Origin of the sequence: Pseudomonas sp. GCM10022186 (assembly GCF_042656385.1) — a bacterium.
In the GTDB taxonomy this organism is placed as follows: domain Bacteria; phylum Pseudomonadota; class Gammaproteobacteria; order Pseudomonadales; family Pseudomonadaceae; genus Metapseudomonas.
In genome coordinates, this window is the sequence record NZ_JBHSOU010000061.1 from 59642 (window position 1) to 67678 (window position 8037).

An 8037-nucleotide genomic window follows, 5' to 3' on the forward strand; every position below is an offset into this window, starting at 1 on the left:
GACCCACAACGTGTACCGCGGCCGCATGGCCTACTGGGCGGACTTCTACGAGAAGCTGTTCAACTTCCGCGAGATCCGCTACTTCGACATCAAGGGCGAGTACACCGGCCTGACCTCCAAGGCCATGACCGCTCCGGACGGCAAGATCCGCATCCCGCTGAACGAGGAATCCTCCAAGGGCTCGGGGCAGATCGAAGAGTTCCTGATGCAGTTCAACGGCGAAGGCATCCAGCACGTGGCCTTCTTCACCGATGACCTGGTCAAGACCTGGGACGAGCTGAAAGCCCTGGGCATGCGCTTCATGACTCCGCCGCCGGCCACCTACTACGAGATGCTCCAGGGCCGCCTGCCGGACCACGGCGAACCGGAAGCGGAGCTGCAAGCGCGCGGCATCCTGCTGGACGGCACCACCGAAGGCGGCAACAAGCGCCTGCTGCTGCAGATCTTCTCGGAAACCCTGATGGGCCCGGTGTTCTTCGAGTTCATCCAGCGCAAGGGCGATGACGGCTTCGGCGAGGGCAACTTCAAGGCCCTGTTCGAATCCATCGAACGCGACCAGATCCGCCGTGGCGTGCTGAGCACCGAATAAGGCGCGATCCTCTTGGAAAAACCCGGCATCCGCCGGGTTTTTCTTTTCAGTCGGGCTGCCTGACCGGGGCACGAGGCGAATTCATTCGCCAAGCAGGCCGCAGGCGTACCCCTGGCTATGCTTGCTCCATGGGGGTTGGAGGCGCTCCACATGCAACTTATCAGCGTGACCATCGACAAGCCGAACGACATCAACTTCATCTTCGGCCAGACCCACTTCATCAAGTCGGTCGAAGATATCCACGAAACCCTGGTGGGCGCCGTGCCCGGCATCCGCTTCGGCCTGGCCTTCTGCGAGGCCTCGGGCAAGTGCCTGGTGCGCTGCTCGGGCAACGACGACGCCATGCTCGAACTGGCCCGCAGGAACGCCCTGGCCATTGGCGCCGGGCACAGCTTCATCGTTTTCCTCGGAGAAGGCTTCTACCCGGTCAATGTGCTCAACGCCCTGAAGCTGGTGCCGGAGGTCTGCCGGATCTTCTGCGCCACCGCCAACCCCACCGAAGTCATCCTCGCCGAAACCGGCCAGGGCCGCGGCGTGCTCGGCGTGGTGGACGGTTTCCCGCCCAAGGGTGCCGAGGGCGAGGAAGACGTCGCCTGGCGCAAGGAGTTGCTGCGGCAGATTGGCTACAAGCTATAGGCGGGAGCCCTGCCTTTGCTCATGCTGTCAGGGCCGTAGGATGGGTTGAGCTCGCGATACCCATCGATTCCTGGCTGACCGGTAGAGCGCGACCAACAAACCTCCACCTCACTTCCGAGGGCGCAAAAAAAAGCTGCCATCGACGGCAGCTTCAGTTTGCACCCTGGCACGTCCTGTGCCCTTTCTGTTCCTGCATGCAGGATGCCCCGCCCAGATGACGCCCCCGTGTCACCCGCATGAACATCAGGCGACAGGCGCCCGGACCATCTTCAGGGTCCCTTAAGACTTGCGCCCGATACTCCCTTCCAGACACCAAATCGCCTGGAGGGCACCGATGAACAGCGCCGAGTGGAATGCCCTGTTCCCATTGGGTTTCGGTCAAAAATCGCAGCAACACTACCTGTCCCTGCTGCTGGCGGGAGATCCCGGGCGCCCCCAGGTCGAAGACTTCGTCCACCGCCGATTTCTCAGCGCCCATGGCGCCGACATCCGCCAGTTCATGCCCGAGCTGCTCGGCATGCGCAATTACCACGGAGCCTTGAGCGCCGCGGCCGGCATTCGCCTGGCCGGGCAGGGGCCGCTATTTCTCGAGCAATACCTGGAGGCACCGGCGGAATCCCTGATCGCCACCCTGGCAACATGCCCGGTGACGCGCGACCAAGTGGTGGAAGTGGGCAATCTGGCCTCGATCAATGCCGGCAATGCGCGACTGATCATCGTTGCCGTCACCTGGCTGCTGAACCTGCGCGGCCTTGAATGGGTGGTGTTCACCGGCGCACCGGCGCTCATCAACAGTTTCCGCCGCCTGGGGCTGTCGCCCCTGCACCTGGGGGATGCCAACCCCGGCCGCCTGGGCGAGGCCCAGCAGCAATGGGGCACCTACTACGAGCAGAAACCCCAGGTGTTCACCGGCAATATCCGCCTCGGCTTCGAGCAGCTGCAGCTCAGCGGCATCCTCGCCCGCCTGGGTTTTCCCGAGGTGCCGGGGGCGACCGACCATGCAGCCTGAAGCCTTGCGCAGCATCCTGCGCGACCACGCCAGCCGGCTGCCGCAGCCCCTGGCGCTGCGCGGCGACACCCGGCGCTACACCTATGCCCAGCTGCTGGCCGAAGTGGAACGGCGCGAAGAACTGCTGCGCGCCGAACCCGAGGGCGTGCTCGCCCTAGGCCTGGACAACGGTCCCGAGGTGCTGCTCTGGGACCTGGCCGCGCTCCTTGCCGGGCGTCCCTGCCTGACCCTGCCGCCCTTCTTCAGCCCGCAGCAGCGCGCCCATTGCCTGGCGCAATGCCAGGTCGGGCTGGCCGTGGCCGACGCCGGTTTCTCCGCGGAACTGGAGGGCGCCGGCTTCCAGGCCGACGGCCCCTTCTGGCGCAAGGCCGCCAGCGGCTGCGCGGCCCTGCCCGCCGGCACCGCCAGGATCACCTACACCTCAGGCACCACCGGCCAGCCCAAGGGCGTCTGCCTGGGAGCCGAAACCCTGCTGCGGGTCGCCCACGAACTGGAAGTCGCCAGCCGCGGTAGCGCCCCGGCCCACTACCTGGCCGTGCTGCCCCTGGCGGTGCTGCTGGAGAACCTCGGCGTCCATGCCGCGCTGCTGGCGGGCGCCTGCGTCACCCTGCTGCCACAGCGGCAAATGGGCATACAGGGCGCCAGCGGGGTGGACTGGCCGAAGCTGCTCGCCACCCTGGTCCTCAGCGGTGCGCAAAGCCTGATCCTGGTGCCGCAACTGCTCCTGGGCCTGGTCACCGCCATCGAACGCGGGCACCTGGGCGCCGGTCAGTTCCGCTTCGTCGCCGTCGGCGGCGCGCGGGTTTCACCGGATCTGCTGGCCCGCGCGACCAAGGTCGGACTGCCGGTCTTCGAAGGCTACGGGCTCTCCGAGTGCGCCTCGGTGGTCTGTCTCAACCGCCCGGGCGCCAACCGTCCCGGCAGCGTCGGCCAACCCCTGCCCCACGTACGGGTACGGCTGGCGGACGACGGTGAAGTGCTGGTCAGCGGCTCGGCCCTGCTCGGCTACCTTGGCGAGCCGCCCTATGCCGGCGACTGGTGGCCGACGGGCGACCTGGGCGAGTTCGACGCCGACGGTTACCTGCACCTCAAGGGCCGCAAGAAACACCAGTTCATCACCAGCTTCGGGCGCAACGTCAACCCGGACTGGGTGGAGGCCGAGTTGACCCAGCGCGGCGTCATCGCCCAGGCCTTCGTCCATGGCGAGGGCCTGCCCGGCAACCTGGCCCTGCTCTGGCCGCTGGACCCGGCCTGTACCGACCAGGAGCTGGCCGATGCCGTGGCCCACGCCAATTCGGCCCTCCCGGATTACGCGCGGGTCAGGGCCTGGCGCCGCCTGGAGACGCCCTTCAGCAGCGCCGACGGCCTGCTCACCAGCAATGGCCGCCTGCGCCGCGAAGCCATCCTCACGCGTTACCGCACCACCCTGCTCGAACTCGAGAACGAGGTAGAACCATGAGTTTCTTCGACCAGCTGCAAGCCGCCACCGCCCGCGAACGGGAGGCGCTGTTCAGCGTTCCGGTGATACGCGAGGCCCTGGAGGGCCAGGTCAGCCTGGAGGGCTACCGCGCCTTTCTCGGCCAGGCCTATCACCATGTGCGCCACACGGTGCCGCTGATGATGGCCTGCGGTGCACGCCTGCCCGCGCGCCTGGAATGGCTGCGCGGTGCCGTCTGCGAATACATAGACGAGGAATACGGCCACGAGCGCTGGATCCTCGACGACATCACCGCCTGTGGCGGCGATGCCGAAGCCGTCAGCGGCAGCCGCCCTTCCCTGCCCATCGAACTGATGGTGGCCTTCCTCTACGACCTGATCGCCCGCGGCAACCCGGTGGGCCTGTTCGGCATGGTCAACGTACTGGAAGGCACCAGCATCGCCCTGGCCACCCAGGCCGCCGGCGCCATTCGCGAGAGCCTCGGCCTGCCGGCGGAAGCCTTCAGCTACCTGTCCTCCCACGGCACGCTGGACCAGGACCACATGGTCACCTACCGCCGCCTGATGGACCGCCTGGAAGACGAGGACGACCAGCAGGCGGTGATCCACGCCGCCCGGGTGGTCTACCAGCTCTACGCCGAGATGTTCCGTGGCCTGCCCCGCGCCGGGGAGGTGAACCATGCGACTCGCTGATTGCCGCGTCCTGCTCACCGGCGCCAGCGGCGGCATCGGCCTGGCCCTGGCCGAACAGCTCTGCGCAAGGGGAGCCCGGGTATTGGCGGTGAGCCGCCAGCGCGACGCCCTGGCCGGGCTGAGCCAGCGTTATCCCCAGCAGCTGTCGTGGGTGGGAGCCGACCTGCGCCAGGCCCAGGGCCGCCAGCGGGTGGTGGAAGCAGCGCGGGCCATGGGCGGGCTCGATATCCTGGTGAACGCCGCCGGGGTCAACCGCTTCGCCCTGCTGGAGCAGGTGGACGACGGCCAGATCGAGGACATGCTCGCCCTCAACGTCAGCGCCACATTGCAGCTCACCCGCGCCCTGCTGCCGCTGCTGCGCCAGCAGAGCCACGCCCTGGTGGTCAATGTCGGCTCCATCTACGGCTCCATCGGCTACCCCGGCTACGCCGTCTACTGCGCCAGCAAGTTCGCCCTGCGCGGCTTCTCGGAGGCGCTGCGCCGGGAGCTCGCGGACACCTCGGTGAACGTGCTCTACGTCGCCCCGCGGGCCACCCGCACCAGCATGAACAGCCAGGCGGCGATGGCCCTCAATGCCGAACTCAAGGTCGGTGTGGACGCGCCCGAACAGGTGGCCACAGCGGTGATCGCCGCCATCGAGAAAGACCTCAGCGAACTCTACCTGGGCTGGCCGGAGAAATTCTTCGTGCGCCTCAACGGCATGCTGCCCGGCCTGGTGGACCGGGCCCTGCACAAGCAGTTGCCGATCATCCGCCGCTTCAGCACCGCCCACCACGGCAAGGACCACCCATGATGAACAAGCTCATCTACGCCTTCGGCCTGTACCTGATCCTCAGCATTCCGGCCTGGGCCCTGGACGATGGCGGCAGCCAGCGCCTGGCTTCCATCCAGCAGCGCTGGGCGGAGGTCCAGTACCGGGTTCCGGAGAAACAGCGGGCCGCCGAATTCGAGAAGCTGGCCGCGCAGAGCGGCGCCTTCACCCGCAGCGCGCCCCAGTCCGCCGAGGCCTGGATCTGGCATGGCATCGTCACCAGCAGCTGGGCCGGGGCCGAAGGCGGCCTGGGGGCCCTGGGCAAGGTCAAGGAAGCCCGCGCCGCCCTGGAGCGCGCCATCCAGATCGACCCGCAGGCGCTGCAAGGCTCGGCCTACACCAGCCTGGGCGCGCTCTATGACCGGGTGCCGGGCTGGCCGGTGAGCTTCGGCGACGAGGACAAGGCCGACCAGTTGCTGCGCAAGGCCCTGGAAATCAACCCGGCGGGCATCGACAGCCTGTACTTCTGGGGCGATCACCTGTACCGCCAGGGCCATGCCGAACAGGCCCGCGAAGCCCTGCTCAAGGCCAAGGCGGCAGCTCCGCGCCCCGGCCGCGAACTGGCCGACCAGGGTCGGCGCCAGGAAATCGATGCTTTACTGCAGGAAATCCAGAAAGACTAAGGCGGCCCATGCGACTCCTTCTCGTCGAAGACGACAATGCCCTGGGCGCGGGCATGCGCGCCGGCCTGCGCCAGGAGGGCTACACCATCGACTGGCTGACTGATGGCGTCAGCGCCCTGCACGCCCTGCAGAACGAAGACTTCGACCTGGCCATCCTCGACCTGGGCCTGCCGCGCCTGGATGGTGTGCAGGTGCTGCAGCAGCTGCGCGCCGGAGGCTCCACCCTGCCGGTGCTGGTGCTGACCGCCCGCGACGCCACCGAGGACCGCATCCTCGGCCTGGACGCCGGCGCCGACGACTACCTGGTCAAACCCTTCGACCTCAACGAACTCAAGGCCCGCCTGCGCGCCCTGCTGCGGCGCAGCGCCGGCCGGCCGCAGGTGCTGATCGAACACGCCGGCGTGGTACTCGATCCGGTCAGCCAGCAGGTCAGCTACCAGGGCAATCCGGTAGCCCTGACGCCCAAGGAATACCAGCTGCTCCACGAACTGCTCTCGCAGCGGGGCAAGGTGCTGACCCGCGAACGCCTGGTGCAGATCCTCTACGGCTGGGACGAGGAAGCCGAAAGCAACACGCTGGAAGTGCATATCCACCACCTGCGCAAGAAACTCGCCAGCGACCTCATCCGCACCGTGCGCGGAATCGGCTACCTGGTGGACGGCCGCCCATGACCTCACTGCGCCGCCGCACCCTGTGGCTGGTGATGGTTCTGCTGCTGATGGGCACCCTGCTCATCGTCTACCTCAACTACCGCGACAGCAGCCACGAGGTCGAGGAAATCTACGACGCCCAGCTGGCGCAAAATGCCCGCCTGCTGCTGGGCGTGATGCACATGCCGCTTGCCAGCTCCGAACGGGACGCGCTTTACCGCGCCTTCAACGACGCCCTGAGCCGCGCCGAGCCGCGCAAGGTCGGGCATCCCTACGAAAGCAAGCTGGCCTTCCATGTCTGGAACCGCGAAGGCCACAGCCTGGTGCATTCGGCAAGCGCGCCGCCCTTCGACCACGCCCCGATCCGCACCGGGTTCCACAGCCTCCAACTCGCCGGCCACCACTGGCGCGGTTTCGTTCTTCCGGACCCGGAACAGGGTCTGCTGATCTGGGTCGGCGAACGCGACGATGTACGCCAGGACCTGGTGCAACGCATCGTCCGCCATACCCTGTGGCCGAACCTGATCGGCATCCTGATCCTCGCCACCCTGGTCTGGCTGGCCATCGGCTGGGGGCTGCGCCCCTTGCAGAACATGGCGCAAGTGATCCGCAGCCGCCACGCCGAATCCCTGGCGCCCCTGCAGATCGTTCCCCTGCCCCGGGAACTGGAACCCATGCAGGCAGCGATCAACCGCCTGCTCGGGCAGATCGAACAGATGCTCCAGCGCGAACGCCGCTTCATCGGTGACGCCGCCCACGAGATGCGCACGCCACTGGCCGTGCTGCGCCTGCACGCGCAGAACGCCCTGGAGGCCGCCAGCGAGGAACAGCGTGCCGAGGCCCTGCGCTTCCTCACCCTGGGTGTCGACCGGCTGACGCGGGTGGTCCAGCAACTGCTGACCATGGCGCGCATGGAGCCGGAGCTGGCGCGGCAGAAATGGCAGCCCCTGGACCTGGAATCGCGGGTCCGCGAGCACCTGGCGGAACTCACTCCGCTGCTTTTGGACAAGGGCCTGGAACTGGTCCTCGAAGTGGCCGACGGTGATTTCCATACCATCAGCGACGCCGCCGCCATCGGCATCGCCCTGCAGAACCTGGTCACCAATGCCGCCAACTTTTCCCCCCAGGGCGGCGAAGTGAAGGTCAGCCTGCGGGAAGACGGCGAGGATTTCTTCCTGCTGCGAGTGGAAGACCAGGGCCCGGGCATCGACGAAGCCAAGCTGGCACGCCTGTTCGAGCGCTTCTACAGCGAGGACAACCCCCAGGGCGCCGGCCTCGGCCTGGCCATAGTGCAGATGGTCGCCAACCGCCTGGGCGGCAGCATCGCCCTGCGCAACCGCGAAGGGGGCGGTCTCTGCGCCGACCTGCGCCTGCCCAGGGTGGCGCCGGCGCCTGCGTGAGCCTCGCTCGCCGCAGGGTGGATCACGCTTCATCGGTCCACCATCGATGTCTTGCATGGCCACGCTGGTGGATAGAAGAGCGCTATCCATATATGGACTCCTCCCGGTTTGCCAGCGACCGGCTTTGTTTTCGAACCTGGGTACGACTGCTTCCGTATATCCGGTGTTAGGGGACTGCTTGCCCCACGC

The 8037-nt window shown here is 67.3% G+C and carries 9 protein-coding genes; all 9 read left to right on the plus strand.

Annotated features, from left to right (window positions below):
* On the plus strand, window positions 1-589 hold a 589-nt coding region (locus ACFPU0_RS21020), incomplete at its 5' end, for a VOC family protein (RefSeq protein ID WP_377695217.1).
* A gap of 150 nt (window positions 590-739) precedes the next feature.
* Complete coding sequence (locus tag ACFPU0_RS21025; protein WP_377695218.1) at window positions 740-1225, plus strand: adenosine-specific kinase; 486 nt, start codon at window positions 740-742, stop codon at window positions 1223-1225.
* Between the two features lie 334 nt (window positions 1226-1559).
* A complete protein-coding gene (locus tag ACFPU0_RS21030; protein ID WP_377695219.1) occupies window positions 1560-2234 on the plus strand; it encodes a thermostable hemolysin in 675 nt (224 codons plus the stop codon).
* Window positions 2224-3693 carry an AMP-binding protein gene (locus ACFPU0_RS21035; RefSeq protein ID WP_377695220.1) on the plus strand — a complete coding sequence of 490 codons (1470 nt, stop codon included), beginning with the start codon at window positions 2224-2226 and terminating at the stop codon, window positions 3691-3693. Before ACFPU0_RS21030 ends, ACFPU0_RS21035 begins: the two co-directional genes overlap by 11 nt.
* Entirely contained in the window at window positions 3690-4364 is a 675-nt protein-coding gene (locus ACFPU0_RS21040; RefSeq protein WP_377695221.1) for a TenA family transcriptional regulator, read from the plus strand. The genes ACFPU0_RS21035 and ACFPU0_RS21040 overlap by 4 nt, the downstream gene beginning before the upstream one ends.
* Window positions 4351-5157, plus strand: a complete 807-nt coding sequence (locus tag ACFPU0_RS21045; RefSeq protein WP_377695223.1) for an SDR family oxidoreductase — start codon at window positions 4351-4353, stop codon at window positions 5155-5157. The genes ACFPU0_RS21040 and ACFPU0_RS21045 overlap by 14 nt, the downstream gene beginning before the upstream one ends.
* Window positions 5157-5798 (plus strand): tetratricopeptide repeat protein, encoded by a 642-nt coding sequence (locus ACFPU0_RS21050; RefSeq protein ID WP_377695228.1) that lies wholly within the window; start codon window positions 5157-5159, stop codon window positions 5796-5798. The genes ACFPU0_RS21045 and ACFPU0_RS21050 overlap by 1 nt, the downstream gene beginning before the upstream one ends.
* Window positions 5799-5806: 8 nt before the next feature.
* Window positions 5807-6469 (plus strand): response regulator, encoded by a 663-nt coding sequence (locus tag ACFPU0_RS21055; protein WP_377695224.1) that lies wholly within the window; start codon window positions 5807-5809, stop codon window positions 6467-6469.
* A complete protein-coding gene (locus ACFPU0_RS21060) occupies window positions 6466-7848 on the plus strand; it encodes an ATP-binding protein (protein WP_377695225.1) in 1383 nt (460 codons plus the stop codon). Before ACFPU0_RS21055 ends, ACFPU0_RS21060 begins: the two co-directional genes overlap by 4 nt.
* The last annotated feature ends 189 nt before the right edge of the window (window positions 7849-8037 follow it).